This window comes from Rhodanobacter sp. B05 (assembly GCF_002001085.1).
Lineage (GTDB): Bacteria > Pseudomonadota > Gammaproteobacteria > Xanthomonadales > Rhodanobacteraceae > Rhodanobacter.
Map to the genome: position 1 here is coordinate 238,819 of NZ_MUNU01000017.1, position 19,678 is coordinate 258,496.

General features: G+C 66.6%; 17 protein-coding genes. 12 read left to right on the forward strand and 5 right to left on the reverse strand.

The genetic code is table 11. The annotated features are described in order from the left end of the window. The first annotated feature begins 118 nt into the window (after window positions 1-118). The 4 genes from B0E47_RS12440 (at window position 119) to B0E47_RS12455 (ending at window position 4,584) form a co-directional block, all read left to right on the forward strand. Window positions 119-514, forward strand: a complete 396-nt coding sequence (locus B0E47_RS12440) for a BlaI/MecI/CopY family transcriptional regulator (protein ID WP_077514574.1) — start codon at window positions 119-121, stop codon at window positions 512-514. Continuing rightward, the gene (locus B0E47_RS12445) at window positions 514-2,253 is read left to right on the forward strand and encodes a M56 family metallopeptidase (protein WP_077514575.1); all 1,740 of its coding nucleotides are present in this window, start codon (window positions 514-516) and stop codon (window positions 2,251-2,253) included. Before B0E47_RS12440 ends, B0E47_RS12445 begins: the two co-directional genes overlap by 1 nt. Before the next feature lie 377 nt (window positions 2,254-2,630). Further along, window positions 2,631-3,317 (forward strand): response regulator transcription factor, encoded by a 687-nt coding sequence (locus tag B0E47_RS12450; protein WP_077514576.1) that lies wholly within the window; start codon window positions 2,631-2,633, stop codon window positions 3,315-3,317. Further along, entirely contained in the window at window positions 3,301-4,584 is a 1,284-nt protein-coding gene (locus B0E47_RS12455) for a HAMP domain-containing sensor histidine kinase (protein ID WP_077514577.1), read from the forward strand. The genes B0E47_RS12450 and B0E47_RS12455 overlap by 17 nt, the downstream gene beginning before the upstream one ends. A gap of 22 nt (window positions 4,585-4,606) precedes the next feature. Here the strand turns inward: B0E47_RS12455 and dinB are convergent, their stop codons facing one another. The 4 genes from dinB to B0E47_RS12475 form a co-directional block, all read right to left on the reverse strand. Continuing rightward, window positions 4,607-5,695 carry a DNA polymerase IV gene (dinB, locus tag B0E47_RS12460; RefSeq protein WP_077514578.1) on the reverse strand — a complete coding sequence of 363 codons (1,089 nt, stop codon included), beginning with the start codon at window positions 5,693-5,695 and terminating at the stop codon, window positions 4,607-4,609. Window positions 5,696-5,803: 108 nt separating this feature from the next. Next, window positions 5,804-7,102 (reverse strand): hypothetical protein, encoded by a 1,299-nt coding sequence (locus B0E47_RS12465; protein ID WP_077514579.1) that lies wholly within the window; start codon window positions 7,100-7,102, stop codon window positions 5,804-5,806. Between the two features lie 43 nt (window positions 7,103-7,145). Continuing rightward, window positions 7,146-8,408 carry a gamma-glutamylcyclotransferase gene (locus B0E47_RS12470; RefSeq protein WP_139351452.1) on the reverse strand — a complete coding sequence of 421 codons (1,263 nt, stop codon included), beginning with the start codon at window positions 8,406-8,408 and terminating at the stop codon, window positions 7,146-7,148. Between the two features lie 132 nt (window positions 8,409-8,540). Further along, window positions 8,541-8,867 carry a hypothetical protein gene (locus tag B0E47_RS12475; protein ID WP_077514581.1) on the reverse strand — a complete coding sequence of 109 codons (327 nt, stop codon included), beginning with the start codon at window positions 8,865-8,867 and terminating at the stop codon, window positions 8,541-8,543. 117 nt (window positions 8,868-8,984) lie between these two features. Here B0E47_RS12475 and B0E47_RS12480 point away from each other — a divergent pair, with 117 nt between their 5' ends. From B0E47_RS12480 to B0E47_RS12495, 4 genes are all read left to right on the forward strand, one after another. Beyond that, window positions 8,985-10,316, forward strand: coding sequence for an amino acid permease (locus B0E47_RS12480; RefSeq protein ID WP_077514582.1), 1,332 nt, complete (start codon window positions 8,985-8,987; stop codon window positions 10,314-10,316). A 44-nt stretch (window positions 10,317-10,360) separates the two neighbouring features. Continuing rightward, window positions 10,361-12,529, forward strand: coding sequence for a beta-agarase (locus B0E47_RS12485; protein ID WP_077514782.1), 2,169 nt, complete (start codon window positions 10,361-10,363; stop codon window positions 12,527-12,529). 88 nt (window positions 12,530-12,617) lie between these two features. Beyond that, entirely contained in the window at window positions 12,618-13,232 is a 615-nt protein-coding gene (locus tag B0E47_RS12490) for an OmpH family outer membrane protein (protein WP_077514783.1), read from the forward strand. A gap of 66 nt (window positions 13,233-13,298) precedes the next feature. Next, window positions 13,299-14,240: a M14 family metallocarboxypeptidase gene (locus B0E47_RS12495; protein ID WP_077514583.1), complete on the forward strand. Its 942-nt coding sequence runs from the start codon at window positions 13,299-13,301 to the stop codon at window positions 14,238-14,240. A 69-nt stretch (window positions 14,241-14,309) separates the two neighbouring features. Here the strand turns inward: B0E47_RS12495 and B0E47_RS12500 are convergent, their stop codons facing one another. Then, a complete protein-coding gene (locus B0E47_RS12500; RefSeq protein ID WP_254422917.1) occupies window positions 14,310-14,843 on the reverse strand; it encodes a DUF4405 domain-containing protein in 534 nt (177 codons plus the stop codon). Window positions 14,844-15,200: 357 nt separating this feature from the next. On the opposite strand from B0E47_RS12500, the gene B0E47_RS12505 reads away from it, so the two are divergent. The 4 genes from B0E47_RS12505 (at window position 15,201) to B0E47_RS12520 (ending at window position 19,585) form a co-directional block, all read left to right on the forward strand. Beyond that, window positions 15,201-15,791 (forward strand): gamma-glutamylcyclotransferase, encoded by a 591-nt coding sequence (locus B0E47_RS12505; RefSeq protein WP_077514584.1) that lies wholly within the window; start codon window positions 15,201-15,203, stop codon window positions 15,789-15,791. Between the two features lie 189 nt (window positions 15,792-15,980). Further along, the gene (locus B0E47_RS12510; RefSeq protein ID WP_077514585.1) at window positions 15,981-16,184 is read left to right on the forward strand and encodes a hypothetical protein; all 204 of its coding nucleotides are present in this window, start codon (window positions 15,981-15,983) and stop codon (window positions 16,182-16,184) included. 95 nt (window positions 16,185-16,279) lie between these two features. After that, window positions 16,280-17,911, forward strand: coding sequence for a carboxylesterase family protein (locus tag B0E47_RS12515; RefSeq protein ID WP_077514586.1), 1,632 nt, complete (start codon window positions 16,280-16,282; stop codon window positions 17,909-17,911). Window positions 17,912-17,953: 42 nt separating this feature from the next. Beyond that, a complete protein-coding gene (locus B0E47_RS12520) occupies window positions 17,954-19,585 on the forward strand; it encodes a trehalase family glycosidase (protein ID WP_077514587.1) in 1,632 nt (543 codons plus the stop codon). Window positions 19,586-19,678: the final 93 nt, after the last annotated feature.

The following is a 19,678-nucleotide window of genomic DNA, read 5'->3' on the forward strand; positions in this document are numbered from 1 at the left end:
GGCGCAGGCACCATCCCGCAGCATGACATCCGTGGACGGAGCCGATGAATGACGCATTTGTCGCCCTGTCCTTCGCGCGGGGAGTCGTCGGTTCCGTCACGGTACTTGGGGAGTTGATATGAAAGAGCAGCCCGTTGGCGTACCCAGACCGACCGAAGCCGAGCTGGAAATTCTCCAGGTGTTGTGGTCGCGCGGCGCCTGTACGGTGCGCGACGTACACAACGTGCTTCATCTGGATGACGGCACCGGCTACACCACGGCACTGAAGATGTTGCAGGTGATGCACGCGAAGGGGTTGGTGCAGCGCGACGATTCGCAGCGCGCCCACGTCTACAGCGCCGCGGTGAGCAAGGAACGCACGCAGAAGCGGTTCCTGGTGGATCTGGTGCAACGGGTATTCGACGGCTCGTCCTCGCAGTTGGTGTTGCATGCCCTGGGCAGCCAACGCACCAGCCCCGAGGAACTGCGGGAGATCCGCAGCCTGTTGAACAAACTCGACAAGGGCGTGCACTGATGGACGCGCTCTCGCTGCTGCTGGACGGCGTGCGGATCATCGGCTGGGTGCTGCTGCATTTCCTGTGGCAGGCGGCCTTGGTGGGCGCGGTCTACGCAGGCATCCGGTCGCTGCTGCCGCGGGGCGAGTGGCGTTATCGCTGCGGCATGGGTGCGCTGATCATGTTTGCCGTTTGTCCGGTGCTGACCGGCTGGTGGCTGCTGGATACCGCCGCCGCCACGGGCCAGGCTGTCCTCGACGTGGCGCCGGTGACCGTGCCGGCATTCGCCACCGCAGCGGCTGACGGAAACATCAGCTGGGCCACCGCGCTCAACACCATGCTGCCGTGGCTGGTGCTGGCGTGGTTCGCGGGCGTGCTGCTGCTGTCGTTGCGTGCCTGGCAGCAGTGGCGGCACCTGAAAATCCTGGTGAGGTTGGCTGAACGGGTACCGCCATGGCAGGCCACGCTCAATCGACTGGCCGCGAGTTTCGGTTTGCGCCGGGGTATTTCCGTGCTGCGCAGCAGGCTCGTGGACACCCCGGTCCTGGTGGGCTGGCTGCGGCCGGTGATCCTGTTGCCGCTGGCGGTGGCGTGCGAATTCCCGGTGGCTCAGGTCGAGTTGATTCTTGCCCACGAATTGGCGCACCTGAAGCGGTGGGACCCGGTGGCGAACCTGTTCCAGGTGGTTCTGGAAACCTTGCATTTCTACCATCCGGTGGTGCACTGGGTCTCGCGCGATGTTCGCAACGAACGTGAAATCTGCTCCGACCGGCTCGCCTTGTCGGTGACCGGTGGCAGCCGCCAGGAGTTCGCGGCGACGCTGGCCCAGCTCGGCGAGCTGCGCGAGCATCCCGGTTCGCTGCTTCTTGCCGCCAGTGGCGGCGTCTTGCTCGACCGTGTGCAGTACATGGTCCTGCCGGAAGCACGCGGTGTGCGGAAGCGGGCGCCCGCGCGCCTGCTCGCGGTAATCATGGGTACGGCGCTGATTGCGATCACCCTGCGGCTGGAGTGGAATCAGGCACGCGAGCAGGAAGCGCTAACCAGTTTTTCCTCCGCTGTACCGTCCGTGATTGCGCCGCTCGCGATCGCCATGAAGATCCCCTTGATCCCGGCGCTGGATGTCACGGCGACGAAGTTCCTGCCTCATTTCGCGCCGCTGCGAGAATCGCTCGTGACTCCCGAGCGGGATGACGTTGCCGCGCGGGCCATCGACGTGTCGCTGCTGCCTGCGTCGATCGCGACGATTTCGCTAAAGGCGCTGCCCGTCCAGCCGGTCGTGTTGCCGAAGGCAATGGCCGACGTGCCGAAAGTGGCCTCGATGGCAAGCGTCGGGTCGGAGCCGACCGTCGTTTCGGCCGCCGGCTTGACGCCGATTCGGGTCCGGCAACCGGTCTATCCGCAAACGGCCCTGATGCGTGGCGAGGAAGGGCAGGTGGTGGTCGAGTTCGGGCTTGCCGACGACGGTACCCTGCGCGACGTGCAGGTTGTCCAGTCCCAGCCCGCGGGGGTATTTGACCAGGCGGCGATCCACGCGATGCAGGGTTGGAAGTATCCCGCCCCGACGGTGGCCGGCATGCAGCGCCGGTATCGGCAGGCCATGATGTTCGTGGTCAACGCGGCGTTGGCCCGTGATCACGCTTCATCCGGTGCCCGTGCGGGTGAAGAGATTCACGCCCGCGCGGACTGCCAGATTCTGACGGGCACGCATATTTGCCGCTGGCCAGGCGACGGTGCAGGGTTCGTCAGGAGCCCGCAGTGAGTGAAGGTAGCGGCAGGCATCGATCGTTTGCGTGCAACACCGCGAGGTCGTCCGGCACCGGTCCGTCCACTGGTTGGCGTCGGAGCCACGGGTTAACCAGGTCGTAACCACGGGCATCGTACGATCGACCCCCTGTTTATCGGCAAGGCTCCTCGGCTGCGGTATCGGGCGATGGAGATGACGAGCGAAGGCAGACGATGGTATCGGGGTAGCAGTTTGGGCTCAGATGGGCGACGGCGAGTCGTGCATCTGGGCCTTTTTCTTTCCCGCGCGAGGCCCCATTCAGTTTCACGGTGCGGCCGGCGCGCCGGTCTCACCCAAGCTTGTTAAGCTGGCAACCTCGGTCGGCCCGTGCGCCGGCTGCGCAGGAGTGATGCATGCGTGTACTGGTGATCGAAGACAACACGGATATCGCGACCAACATCGGCGATTACCTGGAAGACCGGGGCAACGTGGTCGACTTTGCGGGCGATGGCGTGACCGGCCTGCACCTGGCGGTGGTGCATGATTTCGATGTGATCGTGCTGGATCTCACCCTGCCGGGCATGGATGGGCTGGAGGTGGCGCGCAAACTGCGCCACGAAGCACACAAGCAGACCCCGATCCTGATGCTGACCGCGCGCGATGCGCTGGAGCAGAAGCTGGTCGGCTTCGAGTCCGGCGCCGACGACTACATGACCAAGCCGTTCGCGCTGCAGGAACTGGCCGCGCGGCTGGAGGTGCTGGCGCGCCGCGGCAAGGGTCCGCAGAGCCGCGTGCTGAAGGTGGCCGACCTCACCTTCAACCTCGACACGCTGACGGTGAACCGCGAAGGCAAGTCGATCCAGTTGAACCCGATCGGCCTCAAGCTGCTGCAGGCGCTGATGGAAGCCAGCCCCTCGGTGGTGACCCGGCAGGACCTGGAGCAGCGCGTGTGGGGCGAGGAGCTGCCCGACAGCGACAGCTTGCGCGTGCACATCCACGGCCTGCGCGCGGCGATCGACAAGCCGTTCGAGAAGCCGCTGATCCACACGCGGCACGGTATCGGTTACCGCATGGTCGAGCCGGATGCAGTCCAGGCGTAAGCTCCGCTACCGTCTGATCGTCTCCTTCGCGCTGTTCGGCTTCGGCCTCAGCGCGTTGTTTGCCGTGGCGTCGCTCTATGTGCGCGCCAAGGTCGAGAACCAGCTGATCAATGCCAGTATGCAGAGCGACGTGGATCAGGCGGTCGACAATGCCATTGAACATCCAGATCGACCGTTCGTATCCGAGTTGGTCGAGGGGTGGGTCAAGAGCGATCGCACGCTCTACAAGATGCCGCTTGCGTGGCAGAACCTGGGTAGCGGGGTTCACGATATCCATGAGACCGACGCCACGGGCAAGCAAAGGCATTACAAGCTGGCGGTACAGCGCAAGGATGGCATCATCGGCTTCACTCGCTACGACATCAGTCGCGAGGACCTGGGCAAGCAGCAACTGATCCTGTCACTGATTGGCGCAGTCTTGCTGTTCAGCCTGCTTTCGCTGGCGATCGGCCTGTGGCTGTCGCGGCGAGTCCTCAAGCCGGTCAGCGATTTGGCCAACCGGCTGCGCGATTTTCGCAGGTCCGGCAAGGCCGAACCGCTGGCACCCTACTTTGCCGAGGACGAGGTGGGCGAGCTGGCGCATGCGCTGGACGAGTATTCGGCGCGACTCACCGCGATGGTCGAGCGCGACCGCGAGTTCAATTCCGATGTCAGCCATGAGCTGCGCACGCCGCTGGCGGTGATCGCCAGCACCACCGAATTGCTGCAGGGTTCGCCTGATCTCACCGAGAAGCTGAGCGAGCGGCTGAAGCGGATCGAGCGCGCCTCGCGCCAGGCGACCGAGCTGATCGAGGCGCTGCTGTTGCTGTCGCGTGCCGAACGGCGTGGCCCCACCCGCGGCGAGACCACCGAGGTCGGCAAGGTTGCTGCCGACGTGATCGAGAGCCAGCGCCCGCAGATGCGCGGCAAGCCGTTGACGATCGAGCTGGCGGCGCTCGATCCGGTCAGCGTCAACGCGCCGGCATCGGTGCTGTCGGTGGCGCTGACAAACCTGATCGGCAACGCGATCAAGTACACGCTCGAAGGCAGCGTGCGCGTCGAGGTCGGCGCCGGCCGCATCGAGGTCATCGACACCGGCCCGGGGATCAAGCCGGAAGATGCCGAGCGCCTGTTCCAGCGCGGGGTGCGCGGCGAAGGTGCCGGCGGCAGCGGTGCCGGCCTCGGCCTGGCGATCGTGCGCCGCCTGTGCGAACTGTACGGCTGGGACGTGTCGATGCGCCCGCGCAGCGACACCAACGGCGCAATCGCCAGCATCGTGTTCTCCTGAGCTGACTGCGTGGCGTTGCGAGTCAGATCGTGGGCGTGTCGAACAGGTCCGTCTGCGCCTGATAACTGTCGCGATCGACGAAGCCGGCCAGGCCCACGCCGACCAGCCGATAGCGACTGCTGCCCGGACGTTCGACCCGTTCGCGCAGCGCGCAGGCGATGCCGGCCACCTCGCTGGCCGAGGTCGGCCGCGCCGGTGGCGTGAGGCTGCGGGTCAGCGTGTGGAAGTCGGCGGTCTTCAGTTTCAGCACCACGGTGCGTGCGACGCGCTCGTGCTCGCGCTGGTAGCCGGCCCATGCCTTGTCGGCGAGCCGGCGGATATGCGGTTCGAGTTCGTCCAGCTTGAGGTCGTGCTCGAAGGTATCTTCGGCGGAGATCTGCAGGGTCGGCCGTTCCGGCTGCACCGCGTGTTCGTCGATGCCGTGCGCCAGTTCGTGCAGGCGCCGGCCCCAGCGGCCGAAGCGCTGCTCAAGTGCCGCCAGCGCGAACGCACGCAGGTCGCCGACGCGGGCGATGCCCAGTGCCGCCAGCTTGGCTTCCATCACCTTGCCCACGCCGGGCAGTCGGCCCACCGGCAGCGGCGTGAGGAAGGCCTCGACCTGGTGCGGGCGGATCACGCACAGGCCATCGGGCTTGTTCCAGTCCGAGGCGATCTTGGCCAGGAACTTGTTCGGCGCCACGCCGGCCGAGGCGGTCAGCGCGGTTTCCTCGCGGATCGCCGCGCGGATCGCCTCGGCGGTGGCGGTGGCCGAGGGCAGGCGCGACTTGGTCGCGGTGACATCGAGATACGCCTCGTCCAGCGACAACGGTTCGATCAGGTCGGTGTGGCGCGCGAAGATCTCGCGGATCTGCCGCGACACCGCCTTGTAGCGCACGAAATCCGGCGGCACGAACACCAGTTGCGGGCACAGCCGCTCCGCGCTGACCGCCGGCATCGCCGAGCGCACGCCGAACACGCGCGCCTCGTAGCTGGCGGCGCACACCACCGAACGCGCGCCGCGCCAGGCCACCGCCACCGGCTTGCCGCGCAGCGAGGGATCGTCGCGCTGCTCCACCGACGCGTAGAACGCGTCCATGTCGATGTGCAGGATTTTTCGCGGTGATGCGGACACGTGAGTAACCGGGAAACGCTGTAGTGCCGATTCTAGAGGCGGCCGTTGCCGTGGCGTGTCAGCAGTGACGTGCACCGTACCAGTACCACTCCGGCGGCGGACTCCTGTTCAACGCCAGAACACAATCATGTCAGCGTTGTTGCCCTTGGTCGCACCATCATTCCCGGGCGCGCGCTCGACACGCAGCACGTGGCGACCGCTGGCCAGCGAGCGCACGTCGATCATCGCCTGCAGCGCGGGGCGACGGGTACGCGGATCGCTGCCGACGTCATAGTGCAGGGTGGTCAGCGGCTTTCCGTCGAGCGATACCGCGCGCAGGCGCACCAGGCATTCAAGCAGGGCGTCGCCGCGTGCGTCGCCTTCGGGGAGTGCCAGCGCAGCGGTGCAATGATGCACGATGGCCGGCGCGTCTTGTTGCGGTTGGTACGGTACGGTCAAGCGCAGGTAAGGTCCATCGATCACCGCACTTTGCACGAACGGGGTTGTCGGACCGTGCAGCGGATCGCGCTGGTCGTCGTAGTAGTTGCTGCGCAACGTGCGGGAGTCGTCGACGCTGCGCGGGAACAGCCCGTAGCTGCCGGCTTGAAGCGGCTTCTTCATCGAGTTCAGGCCGAACGTCACGACCGTGAACAACACCGCGAACACGACGAGAATCAGGCGATTGATGCGACGCTCGTTGCTGTGGCTGGCGAGCAACGACATGACCTCGGAGCGGTAACTGATGCCGAACAGCCCGGAGTACCTGAAGATCACCGCCAGTCCGCGTCGCGCGGCACCGCCCTCACGCAGCCTGGCACCGAACCAGCGGTCGATCTCGTGGGCGCCGAACAACAGCAGGATCAGGGTCGCGAGGCACAAGCTGAATACCAGGAACATGTCGACGCGGAGGCCGGCCAGGGTCAGCCCGGCCATGACCAGCGCGAACGTGACCGCGACCACCAGGCTGATGATCAGCAACTTGGTCGCCAGCATCACGCCGATAGCGAACACCACGGTGGCGCGATTGTCGGCGCGTTCGATCGAGTCGGCGGCGGAACCGTGCCGGTGCTGGTCGATTTCGCGCTGCACCGGGCCCATGCGCAGCTTTTCCCAGAGTACGCCGTCGGGGTAGACCGAGTGCATGCCAACCAGGGCGATCCAGTGCGCACGCAACAGCAGGTGCAGGGCAAACGTCACCGCCAAGATCACCGCGGCAGTCTTCAGGTAGATGTAGAGCGGCAACGCCACTCCGGCGAGATCGGTGCTCAGCCGCGGCAACAGCGCGAACAGCTGGTTATCCAGCCAGCCGGGCAACTGCAACATGGCGAACACGGCCACGCCGGAGATCAGCAACTCGACCTCCCAGGTGGGCGTGGTGTGCTTCGGCAACTGGTCGGGATCGTGGCTCGGTGCGGCGCTGTCGCTCATGCCCGTGTGCTCTGGGGGGTCGGGTCGATGGTAGTGGTGGCGATCATGGTTCGGCGAGGGATGCCGGCGTGGCGCCGACGTAGACCCATGCATGGATGCCGGAGGCGAGCGTGACGGCGGCGCGGCGGTAGTCGTCCACCTCGTAGGCATCCGCACGGGCCAGCTCGGCGGCGCTGAGGCGGAACACGGTGCCGCTGACCCGGTCGTCCTGGTTGCCGCTGTGGTGCACGATCGGATGGTGGCTGGCGCCACTGGTGGCGACAACGTGCGGATCGTCGATGCGGATCAGTTCGCGACGATAGCCGTCCAGACGATCGGGTTGACCGGCGAGCTGCCGCCCGAACGTGGCCAGCTGCACCGCGGCGGTCTGCAAGGTGCCATACGAAAACAGGCATTCGCCGGCGGCTGGCGTGTCCGGATGCAGCCGGTCCAGTCGCGCGGACAGCTGCCGTGCGAAGCGCTCGGCCGCCTGCGGCTGCCCGTCCAGGAACAGCGACGGCTCGAGCAGCTCCAGCTCCATGATCAGGAAACGGTCGTCGCAGACGACCCCATCGATGCGCGCATACGCCAGATCGCCGTATCCCATCGCGGCGACGGCGGCCAAGGCCTGTTCGGCGGCGGCCAACGTCGCGGCAACCGGCTCGACCGGCTCGACACTGCCACCATGTTCACTCTGCACGCGATAGTCGCCGCTGGCTGGCCGCTTGAGCACCGCGTGGCTGAACCCGCCCGCGAAGTACAGCAGCGACCATTCGCCGGCGCTGACGACCTCCGGCACGAACGGCTGCACCAGGTAGTCGAGCTCGATCGGCAACCTGGCCACCGCCTGCAGGAACGTCGCATCGTCGGCGTTGCCGCGCAGCGTATGCCAGGCGCCGCCGCTGATCGTCGGCTTGATCACCACCGGTTGCGCGGACATCGCCGCCAATGCGTCGATCAGTTCATGGGCGCCAACCACGCGGGTCGGGATGATCGCGACCTCATGCCGGGCCAGGTCGAGCAGATAGCGCTTGTCGCTGTTCCAGCGCAGCACGCGACTGTCGTTGATGGTGGGAATGCCGAGCCGGTCGAGCCGGTCAAGCCAGGTGATGAAGGCGGCGTGGTGTTTGTAGTAGTCCCAGATCGTGCGGATCAGCACGGCGTCGAATGACGACCAGTCGACCGCGGGGTCATTCCAGATGCAGGACGCCGGCTGGATGCCAAGGCGCTCCAGCGATGCCGCCAGATGCGCATCGTCGTGCTGGATCGACGGCAGATCGGCGCAGGTGGCTAAGGCGATCCGGCGCGTGACGGGACGGTCAGACATGGCGGAGTTCATTTCTCAGGGTCACCGGATGACGGCATGAAGGGGATAGGCATGAAGGGGATGGGGATGCCTGCAAGGATTCTCTTCATCCCCGCCAGCATGAGCGTGGTGGTGGTCCGGCGAAACGGCCGGTCAACCTTCATGCTCCCACGTCACCTGGATGGCGTCGCCATCCATCGACCCGGTCCAGTAGGTACCCAGCCGCACCCAGGCGGAACGAATGCGCTTGACTGACGCGTCGTAGACCGCCACGTGGTAGACCACCTGGTACTTCGAGGTGCTGAAATACATGCCCAGCGGCATGAGCAGGCTGTTGCGGCGCGCATGCAGGATCTTGTAGTCGTTGGCGTCGGCCCAGGCCTGCAGCAGCGAGCGGGCCTTGACGTAGTGCAGGTAGCTGAGATAGCCGGCCAGGAGGAGTGCGATCAGTCCCGCCGTGAAGAGAGCAAACTTGTGCATCGCGCAGGACCTCGGCAGGCCGGTGATTCGCCGGAACGGATTGGTCGGGGAAGCATAGCGTCCGGCATGGCCGATGGGACTGGTCGAAACTGCCCGGACAATGGCAAGGTAGCCGCCATGCTCACCGAACCCGCCAATGCCTATGCCCGTCGCCTGAACACCTGGGACGCCGCGATGATCGTCATCGGCGGCGTGATCGGGGCGGGCATCTTCCGCACGCCGGCCACGGTCGCCGAGCGCACCAGCTCGGGCCTGCCGCTGCTGGTGCTGTGGGTGCTGGGCGGCCTGCTCACGCTGGCCGGGGTGCTGTGCTACGCCGAGCTTGGTTCGCGTCGACCGTACGCGGGCGGCATCTACCTCTACCTGCGCGAGGCGTTCGGCATGCTGCCGGCGTTCCTGTTCGGCTGGACGATGGCGCTGATCAACTATCCCGGCAGCGTGGCGGCGGTGGCCACCACGTTCGCGGATTATTTCTGCAGGGCGATCGGCCTGCCGGATCTCTGGATCAAGCCGTCGGCGGTGGGCGCGATCGTGTTCATCGTGGGCGTGAACCTGTTCGGCATCCGCGCCGGCGCGCTGATGCAGAACATCTTCTCGGTGCTGAAGCTTGCGGCGATCGCGCTGCTGGTGGTGGTGGGCCTGGTGCTGGCGCATGGCCAGCTGGGTGGCCTGCTGGCGGTGGATCGCACGCATGCGGTCAGCAACGGCGCTTTCGTGGGCGCCCTGCTGCCGGTGCTGTTCACCTACGGCGGTTTTCACTACCTCAATGACCTGGCCGGCGAAGTCCGCAATCCGCAGCGTACGCTGCCACGCGCGCTGGCGATGGGCATGGTGGGCGTGGTGCTGTGCTACGTACTGGCCAACGTGGCATATCTGGCCGGGCTGGGCCATGCGGGCCTGGCTGCCAGTCAGGCGCCGGCAGCGGATCTGATGAGCCGGCTGTTCGGCGCCAGCGGCGCCAGGCTGATGGCGGTGGGCATCGCCTGCTCCACCTTCGGCTATTGCAGCATCGCCATCGCCGGTGGCGCCCGCGTGATCCAGACGATGAGCGCGGATGGCCTGTTCTTTCGTGCGGTGGGTCGCATCGATCCGCGCACGCGCGCGCCGCACGTCGCGCTGGTCCTGCTCGGTGCGTGGACGGTGGTACTGGTGTTGTGGGGCAACTTCGGCCAGCTGGTGGACTACACCACGGTGGGCGAATGGCTGGGCCATGCGTTCGGCATCGGCACCCTGTTCTGGTACCGCTGGAAGTTCGTGGACGAACCAGCGCCGTACCGCGTACCGCTGTTTCCGCTGCTGCCGCTGGTATTCGTGGTCACCGTGCTGGGCGTGATCGCCGCCACCGCGATCGCCAACCCCGGCGATGCCGGCATGAGCCTGCTGATCATCGCGCTGGGCCTGCCGGTGTATTACGGCTGGCGGTGGTGGTCGCGTCGACGTGTGGCCTGACGGCCGTATCGCATAATGGCGTCATCACCTCGCAAGCCGTGGCCATGAAACCTGTCGTGCTGATCCTGCTGTGCCTGATCGGATTGGGCGCTTGTCATGCGTCACCGTCGCCTGAGCTGCCGGACCTTGCTGGTGGGCATGCCGACCGTCGCGTCAGTCTTGAGCAAGTGCAGCGCGTGGGCGCGGTCGAGCGCGCCAGCGATGGGGTGGCGCAGCAGCGCTATGCCTTCCAGCCGGCGCCGCGTCCGCAGATCGTGCTGGCGCCAGCCACCGGCATCTGGAACTGGTCGGGCCAGGGTGCGTTGCACCTGCGTGTGCAGAACGCGATGCCATGGGCGGTCACCTTGCGCATCGAGATCGATGGCATGGCCGGTGGCCAGCATTTGCTGGCCACCGTCGGCGTACCGGCGGGGCCGGCGCAGACCGTGGTGGTTCCGCTGCAGGCGACCTCGCCGCGGCAGCAGGGGATGCAGGTCGGTCCGCCGATGCCGTTCGACGAGGATGGTCGACCGACCCTGCTGGCAACCACGGTCGAGGGCCAGTTGGACCTGCACCAGGTCAGCGCGATCCGGCTGGAAGTGCCCGCGCCGCAGACGGCACAGACCCTGCTGTTCGGCGCCGTCGGTACCGCGCCAGGCACCGCCACGCTGCATGATGCGTATGCCGGCATCGTCGATCGCTACGGTCAGTTCACTCGCGCCAGCTGGCCGGAAAAGATCGCCACCGATGCCGCCTTGCAGGCTGCCGTGAAAACCGCGCCGGTCGCACCGCCCGGATCGGGTCTGGATGCCTACGGTGGACGTCTGGACGTCCATGGCCTGGACAAGACGGGGTGGTTCCACACGCAGCAGCGCGATGGCCGCTGGCAGCTGGTCACTCCCGCCGGTGGCGCCTTCTTCTCGCTGGGCGTGAACGCGGTCGCGCCCGATGGAGGTCGCAGTTACGTCGAAGGCCGCGCGTTCATGTTCCGCGACTTGCCGGCGGACAGTGGGGCGTGGGCCGGGTTTTACGGCAACGGCGACAGCCGGCGCATCGATCAGGGCGCCAGCGCCGGCATCGGCGACAACCATGGCCGCTGGTTCGACTTCTACGCCGCGAACCTGTATCGCATCGACGGTGGCGGCTGGCTCGCCGCGTGGCGCAGCCGCAGCCTGGACCGGTTGCAGGCGTGGGGTTTCAACACCATCGGCAACTGGAGCGATCCCGCACTGGGGCAGGCGCACCGCCTGCCGTACACGCGCTCGATCAATATCGCCGGCGACTACGCCAACGTCGCCAGTGGCTACGACTACTGGGGTCGCATGCCGGATCCATTCGACCCGCGCTTCGTGCAAGCCACCGACGCGGCGGTGGCGAAGGCGAGCGTCGGCGTGCGCGATGATCCATACCTGCTTGGCTACTTTGCCGACAACGAACTGGCATGGGCCGGCACCGGGCCGCAGGGCCGCTGGGGGCTGGCGCTGGGCACGCTGGCTGGCGAGGCGAGCAGCCCGGCCAAACAGGCCCTCATCGCGATGCTGAGGAAGCAGTACGTCTCGCCCGAGACACTCGCTTCCGCCTGGGGCATCGCGCTGACCTCGTGGGACGAACTGGAAACCACCGGCTACCGGGCGCCGCAACCGGGCGAAGCGCACCCGGCAATCGCGCGCGATTACAGCGCGTGGCTGCGCCGTTACGCCGACACCTATTTCCACACCGTGGCCGCCGCGATCCACCGTCACGATCCGCACCACCTGTTCCTCGGTGGCCGCTTCGCGGTGAACACGCCGGAAGCAGTCGCCGCGTGCGCGCAATACTGCGATGTGGTGAGTTTCAATATCTACGCCGATCTGCCGCAGCACGGATTCGATGCCGCTGCCATGCGCAAGCTCGACAAGCCCGTGCTGATCAGCGAATTTCACTTCGGTTCGGCCGATCGCGGTCCGTTCGGTAGTGGTGTGGTATCGGTGGCCAGCGAGGCGCAACGTGGGCCGGCCTATGCGCGGTTCGTGGCCGCCGCCGCGGGCGACCCGCAAGTGGTCGGCGTGCACTGGTTCCAGTACGCCGACCAGCCGGTGAGTGGACGGCTGCTCGATGGCGAGAACAGCCATGTCGGCCTGGTGGGGATCACCGACATCCCGTTTGGCGGGTTTGTCGAGGCCGTGCGGGCGGCGAACCTGCAGGCGGTGCAGGGGATGCAAGGCGCCGGAACAGGCGGGTCGCCGCGCCGTTGAGATGCAGTGATCGGTTATGCTGGGGAACTGCGGGACCATCGTGGGGGTCGATGGATCGCATGAACTCAACCACCCGGGACTGCCCATCATGAATCTGCTTCGTTCCTCGCTCGTCGCCTCGCTCATCACCGTGACCGGTCTGGCTGCTCTCCCCGTGTCGCGCGCGCACGCCGCCGACGAGCTGGGTGGCAGCCCCGTGCCTGGCGTGTGCATGCTCTCGCGCGAGGCCGTGTTTGCCCAATCCAAGGTCGGGCAGGCTGCCAGCGAACGGTTGGGCCAGCTGGCCGATCAATCGCGCAATCAGCTGGCCAGTCAGCGCAAGCCCATCGAAGCGGACATCCAGAGCTTCCAGCAAAAGGCGACGTCCCTGAGCGAGGCGGCGCGCAAGCAGCAGGGAGAGGCGCTGCAACAGCGCATGCAGACGTTCCAGAGCCAGGCCAGCGAGTTGAACGAACGCATCCAGCTGACTCGCGCCAAGGCCATGCAGCGGATCGGCGAAGAGGCGCAACCGCTCGTCGCCGCCAGCTACAAGAACCATCACTGCGGTCTCCTGCTGAACCGCGATTCGGTGCTTGGCGGCAACACGACCAATGACCTCACCGCCGACGTCGTGCACGGCCTGGACGGCAAGATCACCACCATCAGCTTCAACCTGGAACCGCTGCCGAGCCCCAGCGCCACCGGCGGCGGCGCGAAGCCGTGACGGCGGAGGTCCGGGCCTGAGTCCGGATACTCCGGTTTCCGGCATGACTTGGCGATGGAAAGAACGATGACGATCCAGGCTTTCTATCCGATCGGTACGCCCGGGCAACGCTGGGGCGAGGCCGAGATCGCCGACTGGCGGTCACGACAGTCGGTCCGGCGCAGCTATGCCACCGACGTGTTGCGCAGGGTCGACGAGCTGCGCGCGCAGTTCGACGTGTCGCCGTACGGCGCGCTGGAATACGCCTCCGCGAGCTACCCGCTGTTTGCGATCCGCAGCCGGGGCTGGCGCGACGACCTGCCCGTGGTGCTGGTGACCGGCGGCGTGCATGGTTACGAGACCAGCGGCGTGCTTGGCGCCTTGCAATTCGTGGAAACGAAGGCGGCCAGCTATGCCGGGCGGGTGAATCTGCTGGTCGTGCCGTGCGTCAGCCCATGGGGTTACGAGCGGATTCACCGCTGGAATGCAGACGCCCTCGATCCCAATCGTTCGTTCCGCGAGAACAGCCCGGCGCAGGAATCGGCCGCGCTGATGCGCCTGGTCGCGCCGGTCGGCGAGCGCGTGCTGGTGCACGTCGATTTGCATGAAACCACCGACACCGACGAGTCCGAGTTTCGTCCGGCGCTGGCGGCGCGCGACGGCGTGGCTTTCGTGCCGGGCGAAATCCCCGACGGCTTCTATCTGGTCGACGACAGCGCGCACCCGCAACCCGCGTTCCAGCAGGCGATCATCGATGCGGTAGCCAGGGTCGCCCACATTGCGCCGGCCGACGAACGCGGCGAGATCATCGGTTCGCCGGTGGTGGCGCCGGGCGTCATCCAGTATCAGCTCAGCCAGCTGGGCCTCTGCGCAGGCATTACCGGCGCCCCCTACAAGACCACCACCGAGGTCTATCCCGACAGCCCCCGCGCCACGCCGGAGCAGTGCAATGCCGCCCAGGTGGCGGCAGTGGGCGCGGCGATCGATTTTGCGCTGGCGCACCGCGCGGCGGGTGGCGCGCCGCGTTGAAGCCGGAGTCGCGGGTTCGCCGCATGCTTGCCCGGTAGGTTTCTCCGGCTTCCATCGTCCGCAACACGGCTACGGTGCCGCTGCACCTGCCTCCGGTACCGAGCGTCGCTCGGGCATCATCGAGAAGAGAATCTCGCTGGCGGGCGCGGCGGATGCGGTGCCGATCGTGCTTGGCGACTGCCCGGTCGAGCTTGCCTTGTATCCGCGTTGCTGCAGGTGTCGCAGCAAGGCTTCCGGGGTCGAACGAAACACCGGCGCCAGGTCGATCAGACTCGTCTCGGTCATCAGCGCCACGGTGTGCGATGCGGGACTGCCTGCGCGGCCACCACCCTTGGCGGCCAGCACGGCGAACGGCACCGCCGCGACCACCGACAAGGCCAGCGGAATGTACAAGGTCCGGCGCGTGGCATAGGCCACCAGCGGCTTCCAGTTTTTCCACAGATGCAAGGCGAGCGGCGCCAGCAAAAGCATGCTGAGCCACTCGTGCATGGCGTGGAAACTGCGCGGCGCCCAGTGGAAGAACAGCGCGATGCCCGACACTGCCGACACGACAAACAGGCCCGCGGTCAGCGGCGTGCCATAGCGATGCAAGAAATGGTTCAAGGGCAATCTCCGGAGATTTCGCTAATGATATCCATTCGCATTTGATGCGACAAGCGCCTGGTGGTCCCTGGGCGAAAAGGGGTCGGCGCCGGAAACGAGAGCGGCACAAAAAACCCGCAGAGGGGAGTCTGCGGGTTCGGGGGGATCCATCTGTGCATGTGTGGAGGAGGAGGGGGAGCCTCGCCGCACGGTGGGAGCGGTGTCTCACGACATGCCATTAATGTACTTGGTGGTATGTTAATGGAGCGTGACCGGAAATCTGCGTACCACCAGGCGTGAAGGCGAGGCACGGCATTCGACGCCCGCCGCGCCGACGCACGATACTGACGCCACCGTGTCGTTGCCGAAAACCCGAACATGTCCGTGGATACCCGCGAGGCCAATCGCCGTCTGAATAGCCATGCCGGACAGGCGCCGGTGTGGCTGTTCGGCTATGGCTCGCTGATCTACAAGGTGGATTTCCCGTACATCGAGCGGCGCGCGGCATGCATCCGGCACTGGGTCAGGCGCTTCTGGCAGGGCTCGCACGACCATCGCGGCACGCCGGAAGCACCAGGTCGCGTGGTGACCCTGATCCGCGAACCGGGTGCCGTGTGCATCGGCATGGCCTACCTGATCACGCCGGCGGTGTTTGCCCAGCTCGATGTGCGCGAGAAGAACGGCTATCTGCGCTTTGCCACCCAGCTTGATCTCGGCAACGGCGAGCAGGCCGAGGGCCTGGTGTACATCGCCACTGAAGAGAACGCGGCGTTCCTCGGACCGGCACCCGAGGCCGAGATCGCCCGCCATATCGCCGCGTCATCCGGCCCGAGCGGACCAAACCGGGACTATCTGCTGCAGCTCGCCGCCGCGTTGCGCGAGCTCGACGCACACGATCCGCACGTGTTCGACGTGGAGCGCCACCTGGTCGACCTGCTCGCCCGCGAGCGGAGCGCCGGCGGTTCCTGATCACGGCTTGCGGGCAGGCGTCCCGCCACTGTCCGCCAACGACGGCGCTGCTGTCCGCGGACAACCTGGCGCGGTGGTTCGAAGGTCGGGCGACCGCGTCATTTCAAGGATTTTGGCGCCGGATGCCGGTTGGCACGGCGATTGCTCCATGGACAGCACAGGGCCTTTGGTCCATCACGGAGACATCGCATGAAATTCGAATCAATGATACTCGGCACGCTGTTCGTGGCCTGCTTCGGCATCTGCGCGCTGGTCATGGGCGCCATGCTGACCGCCAAGCCCGCCGCCGTGCAGATGACGGGTGCGACACCATCCGCTTCAAGCGTCGCCACCACGCAGGCCCACTGCGCGCAACGGATCGACGCGGCGCGCTGCGCCGGCAGCAACGGCTGAATTCCTCCTTCGCGGCACGGCTGGTCCATCCGGCGGCGTGGCCCGACGGGCGCAGATGTTCTAGGCTGCAGATCGGTCTTTCCCGGGATGTTGCCATGTCGGAGTTGTCGGTCTTGCGTCGTGCCGGGAATGGGAGTCGCGCTGCTGCGGTGCTTGCCCTGTGCCTGCTGTTTGCGGTGCCGGTGGCCCAGGCCATCGAGCCGTCATCGCAGCCGCGGATTCAATTGGCCGATGGCTGGATCGAAGGCAGGAGTGCGCCGGCGGGTGCCGTTCCGCTTGAGGAGTTCCAGGGCATCCCTTACGCGGCGCCGCCGGTGGGTGCATTGCGCTGGCAGCCGCCGCAGCCGGTCAAGCCGTGGAGCGGCGTGCGCCAGGTGCGGGATTTCGGGCCGCGCTGCATGCAACTGCCGCTGTTCGGCGACATGGTGTTTCGCGCCGACGGCATGAGCGAGGACTGTCTCTATCTCAACGTCTGGAAACCGGCGCACGCCACCGGCAAGCTGCCGGTACTGGTGTACTTCTACGGCGGCGGCTTCGTGGCCGGCGACGGCTCGGAGAAGCGCTATGACGGCGCCAGCCTGGCCGGCAAGGGCATCGTCACGGTCACCGTGAACTACCGTCTCGGCGTGTTCGGTTTCTTCGCGCTGCCGGCGCTGGCCGACGAATCGCCGCGACACGCCGCCGGCAACTATGGCCTGCTCGACCAGGTGGCGGCGTTGCGCTGGGTACGCGCCAACATCGCCCGCTTCGGCGGCGATCCGGCGCAGGTGACGATAGCCGGTGAATCGGCCGGTTCGATTGCGGTGAGTGCGCTGATGACCTCGCCGCTTTCGCGCGGCCTGTTCGCACGAGCCATCGGCGAGAGCGGTGCGCTGATCGCCCCGATCGCGCCGCTGTCGCTGGCCAAGATGGAAGAGAAGGGCACGGCGTTTGCGCGAAAGCTGGGCGTGGATTCGCTCAGCGCCCTGCGCGCGCTGCCGGCGGAGAAGCTGCTGCAGGCCACGCGCGACCAGGATGGCGATGCGGATGTCGACGTGGACGGCTGGTTTCTGAGCGAACCGCCGGCGGTCACCATGGCGCGCGGAAAACAGGCACAGGTGCCGTTGCTGCTGGGCTCCAATTCGCAGGAAGGGTTCTACACCGCGATCCTGAACAAGCAGCCACCCACGCCGGAAAATTACCGCGCGGCATTGCGCAAGCTGTTCGGCAACCAGGCGGAGCAGGCGCTGGCGCTGTACCCGGGAAACAGCGAGGCGGAGGTCGAGCGCTCGGCCACCGCGCTGGCCGGCGACTTCTTCATCGCCCACACCACCTGGCGCTGGATGGATCTGCAGTGGCGGCACAGCCGTGCACCGGTCTACTTCTACTATTTTGCCCAGCCACGCCCGGCGAAGCGCCATCCGGCGCCGGGCGAACAGCCGGACACCGGTGCGGTGCACAGCGGCGAGATCGAGTATGCGCTGGGCAACCTCGCCGGCAACGAGGTCTACGCCTGGACCGCTGCCGACCGGCGGACTTCCGCGACGATGGAAGGCTATTTCGCGCAGTTCATCAAGACCGGCAACCCGAACGGGGCAGGCCTGCCGCATTGGCCTGCCGTGCGTGAATCGGACGGTGGGCTGCTGCATCAGGTGATCGCGGCGCACACCGGCACCGAAGTCGATCGGGGTGCGGCGCGCCAGGCGTTCCTGCAGCTTTTCTTCCAGACGCACGCCGACCCGCTTTGAGCTGGTCGTGCGATGCCGTCAGTCATGGCAGTGGAGAGATTGATGAAAAAATTTTCGGGATTGATCGCAGCCACGCTGTCGCTGATGTTCGCCGCCACCGCACCGGCCGCCGCGCCTGATGCGCAGAAGACGCGCACCTACATCGACCATGCCTGGTCCACGCTGACCCGCTCGATGGACGATTGCTCGGCGCTGGCCGACAGCAAGGTCGGCACCCGGCCGCTGCTGTACCTGCCTGCCGACCTGCCGCAGCCGCCCGGACTGGATGCGATCGTCCGGCACTGCCACGTCGACGTGCGCGTGCTGCCGCAGGTCATCCGCCAGCTCGGCGACTTCCAGCCGGCGCGGCTGCCGCGGCAGGGCCTGCTGTACTTGCCGAACCCGTACGTGGTGCCAGGCGGCTTCTTCAACGAGATGTATGGCTGGGACAGTTATTTCATCGTGCTGGGGTTGGTTGCCGATCACCGCGAGGCGCTGGCGCGGGGCATGGTCGACAACGCGCTGTTCGAGGTGGCGCATTACGGCGCGGTGCTCAACGCCAATCGCAGCTACTACCTGACCCGTTCGCAGCCGCCGTTCCTGTCCTCGATGATCCGCGCCGTGCTCGACGATCCGGCCAGCTTTCCCGACCAGGCGGCTGCCACCGCGTGGTTGCGCCAGGCTTATCCGCAGGCGGTACGCGATCACGCGACCTGGACGCGGCCCGAACATCGCGCCGGCGATACCGGGCTCGCGCGCTACTACGGCTACGGCGGCCCCAGTCCGGTGCTGGAAATGCAGGACAGCGATTACCTGCGCGGGGTAATCGACTGGCTGCTGGCGCATCCACGGCAGGATCCGGGTTACCTGATCAAGGCGTCGCAGCACCCTGATGCGGCCGAAGTGGCGACGCTGAAGAAAACCAGCTGCGACGTGCAGGCGTCGATAGTGTGCGCCGGTGCGTGGTCGAAGGGCTATCGCCTGCGCGCCGATTATTTCCTTGGCGACCGCGCGATGCGCGAGTCCGGTTTCGACACCACCTTCCGCATGGGCCCGTTCGGCGGTTCCACCCACCACTATGCACCGGTCGATCTCAACAGCCTGTTGTATCGCTACGAGCGCGACCTGCACGATTTCGCCGTCCGGCTGGGACTCAGCGCGGACGCGAAGCGCTGGACCGCGGCCGCCGAGGCGCGACGCAAGGCGATCGACCGATATTTGTGGCGAGCGGATCGCGGCATGTACATGGACTACGACTTCGTCGCCGGCAAACCCTCGGACTACAACTTCGTCAGCAGCTACTATCCGCTGTGGGCCGGTGCCGCATCGCCTGAGCAGGCAGCCTCGCTGCGCAACAAGCTGCCCCTGTTCGAACGCAAGGGCGGCCTGCAGATGAGCGATCACGACAGCGGCGCGCAGTGGGATGCGCCGTTCGGCTGGGCGCCGACCAACTGGCTGGCGATCAAGGGACTGGACGACTACGGCTTCCACGCCGACGCTCGTCGCCTGGCGCGCGAGTTCACCGCCACGATCGATCGCAGCTTCGCCGCCGATGGCACCATCCGCGAGAAATACAACATGGCCAGCGGCAATGCCGACGTGAAGATCAGCGCGGGTTACAAGGCCAACGTGATCGGCTTCGGCTGGAGCAACGGCGTCTACCTGAAATTGCAGGGCCTGCTGCAAAAGCCATGAGGAGAGGCCAGGCACGCGCGTAATCGGTTACCCATGGCTTTGGTCATGGGTATCGACCGGCTCGATTGGGTAGGATCGGGGTTCCCCCATGCC

What these genes read in the sequence shown, in the direction of transcription:
- B0E47_RS12455 (WP_077514577.1), top strand. Translation starts at nt 3,301, where the DNA reads ATGCAGTCCAGGCGTAAGCTCCGCTACCGTCTGATCGTCTCCTTCGCG.
- B0E47_RS12475 (WP_077514581.1), bottom strand. Translation starts at nt 8,867, where the DNA reads ATGCACAAGTTTGCTCTCTTCACGGCGGGACTGATCGCACTCCTCCTG.
- B0E47_RS12485 (WP_077514782.1), top strand. Translation starts at nt 10,361, where the DNA reads ATGAAACCTGTCGTGCTGATCCTGCTGTGCCTGATCGGATTGGGCGCT.
- B0E47_RS12440 (WP_077514574.1), top strand. Translation starts at nt 119, where the DNA reads ATGAAAGAGCAGCCCGTTGGCGTACCCAGACCGACCGAAGCCGAGCTG.
- B0E47_RS12450 (WP_077514576.1), top strand. Translation starts at nt 2,631, where the DNA reads ATGCGTGTACTGGTGATCGAAGACAACACGGATATCGCGACCAACATC.
- B0E47_RS12490 (WP_077514783.1), top strand. Translation starts at nt 12,618, where the DNA reads ATGAATCTGCTTCGTTCCTCGCTCGTCGCCTCGCTCATCACCGTGACC.
- B0E47_RS12520 (WP_077514587.1), top strand. Translation starts at nt 17,954, where the DNA reads ATGAAAAAATTTTCGGGATTGATCGCAGCCACGCTGTCGCTGATGTTC.
- B0E47_RS12480 (WP_077514582.1), top strand. Translation starts at nt 8,985, where the DNA reads ATGCTCACCGAACCCGCCAATGCCTATGCCCGTCGCCTGAACACCTGG.
- B0E47_RS12515 (WP_077514586.1), top strand. Translation starts at nt 16,280, where the DNA reads ATGTCGGAGTTGTCGGTCTTGCGTCGTGCCGGGAATGGGAGTCGCGCT.
- B0E47_RS12470 (WP_139351452.1), bottom strand. Translation starts at nt 8,408, where the DNA reads ATGTCTGACCGTCCCGTCACGCGCCGGATCGCCTTAGCCACCTGCGCC.
- B0E47_RS12510 (WP_077514585.1), top strand. Translation starts at nt 15,981, where the DNA reads ATGAAATTCGAATCAATGATACTCGGCACGCTGTTCGTGGCCTGCTTC.
- B0E47_RS12505 (WP_077514584.1), top strand. Translation starts at nt 15,201, where the DNA reads ATGTCCGTGGATACCCGCGAGGCCAATCGCCGTCTGAATAGCCATGCC.
- B0E47_RS12465 (WP_077514579.1), bottom strand. Translation starts at nt 7,102, where the DNA reads ATGAGCGACAGCGCCGCACCGAGCCACGATCCCGACCAGTTGCCGAAG.
- B0E47_RS12445 (WP_077514575.1), top strand. Translation starts at nt 514, where the DNA reads ATGGACGCGCTCTCGCTGCTGCTGGACGGCGTGCGGATCATCGGCTGG.
- B0E47_RS12495 (WP_077514583.1), top strand. Translation starts at nt 13,299, where the DNA reads ATGACGATCCAGGCTTTCTATCCGATCGGTACGCCCGGGCAACGCTGG.